General features: G+C 62.2%; 1 protein-coding gene. It reads left to right on the forward strand.

Going from position 1 to position 846, the window contains the following annotated elements; genetic code table 11:
- On the forward strand, positions 1 to 768 hold a 768-nt coding region (gene nadE / locus NKI17_RS36855; RefSeq protein WP_352907952.1), incomplete at its 5' end, for an NAD(+) synthase.
- Positions 769 to 846 lie beyond the last annotated feature (78 nt).

Raw genomic sequence — 846 nt, forward strand, 5'->3', positions numbered from 1 at the left:
GCACGCCGGCGTATCGACTTTCTCGGCACGTATCTGCGTGCATCGGGGCTCAGCACCTATGTGCTGGGGATCAGCGGCGGGGTGGATTCACTTGCCGCGGCCCTTCTGGCTCAACGGGCCGTTGAGGAACTGCGAACGGCTGGATACGACGCCAAATTCCTGGCCGTTCGGCTCCCGTATGGCAACCAGGCCGACGAGAGCGACGCCCAGCGGGCTTTGGACACCATAGGGGCGGACGAAGTGCATCGGGTCGACATCAAGCCGGCTGCCGACGCAATGCTAGATTCGATCAAGCGGGCTGGTGTCGAGTTCGGCGACGCAGGCCGCGAGGATTTCTTGCTTGGCAACATCAAGGCGCGTCAGCGCATGATTGCCCAGTTCGCGCTCGCCGGCGCCAGCCGAGGACTGGTCATCGGCACCGACCATGCGGCCGAGGCACTGATGGGCTTCTTCACCAAGTTCGGCGACGGCGCCGCCGATATCCTTCCTCTTTCGGGGCTAAACAAACGCAGGGTGCGAGCCTTGGCCGCGCATCTGGGCGCTCCGCCCGAACTCGTCGACAAGATCCCGACCGCCGACCTGGAGAACCTTGTCCCGCTTCGTCCTGACGAAGATGCCCATGGCGTCACGTATGAACAGATCGACGATTTCCTCGAAGGCAAGGAAATCGACGAGGCCGCGCGGACGCGGATTCTTCATGTGCATTCCAGCACGGCACATAAGCGCGCGCTTCCGGTGACAGCGATTGCGCTAACACTCTCGCCATGACGGCATTGGCAATAGTTCCATGATACCGTTTCGTGGTCAGCACCTCGTGGAGATTGCTTCCGCCATGTTGGCAACCGC

Source organism: Mesorhizobium sp. M0816, from assembly GCF_040320005.1.
Taxonomy (GTDB): domain Bacteria; phylum Pseudomonadota; class Alphaproteobacteria; order Rhizobiales; family Rhizobiaceae; genus Mesorhizobium.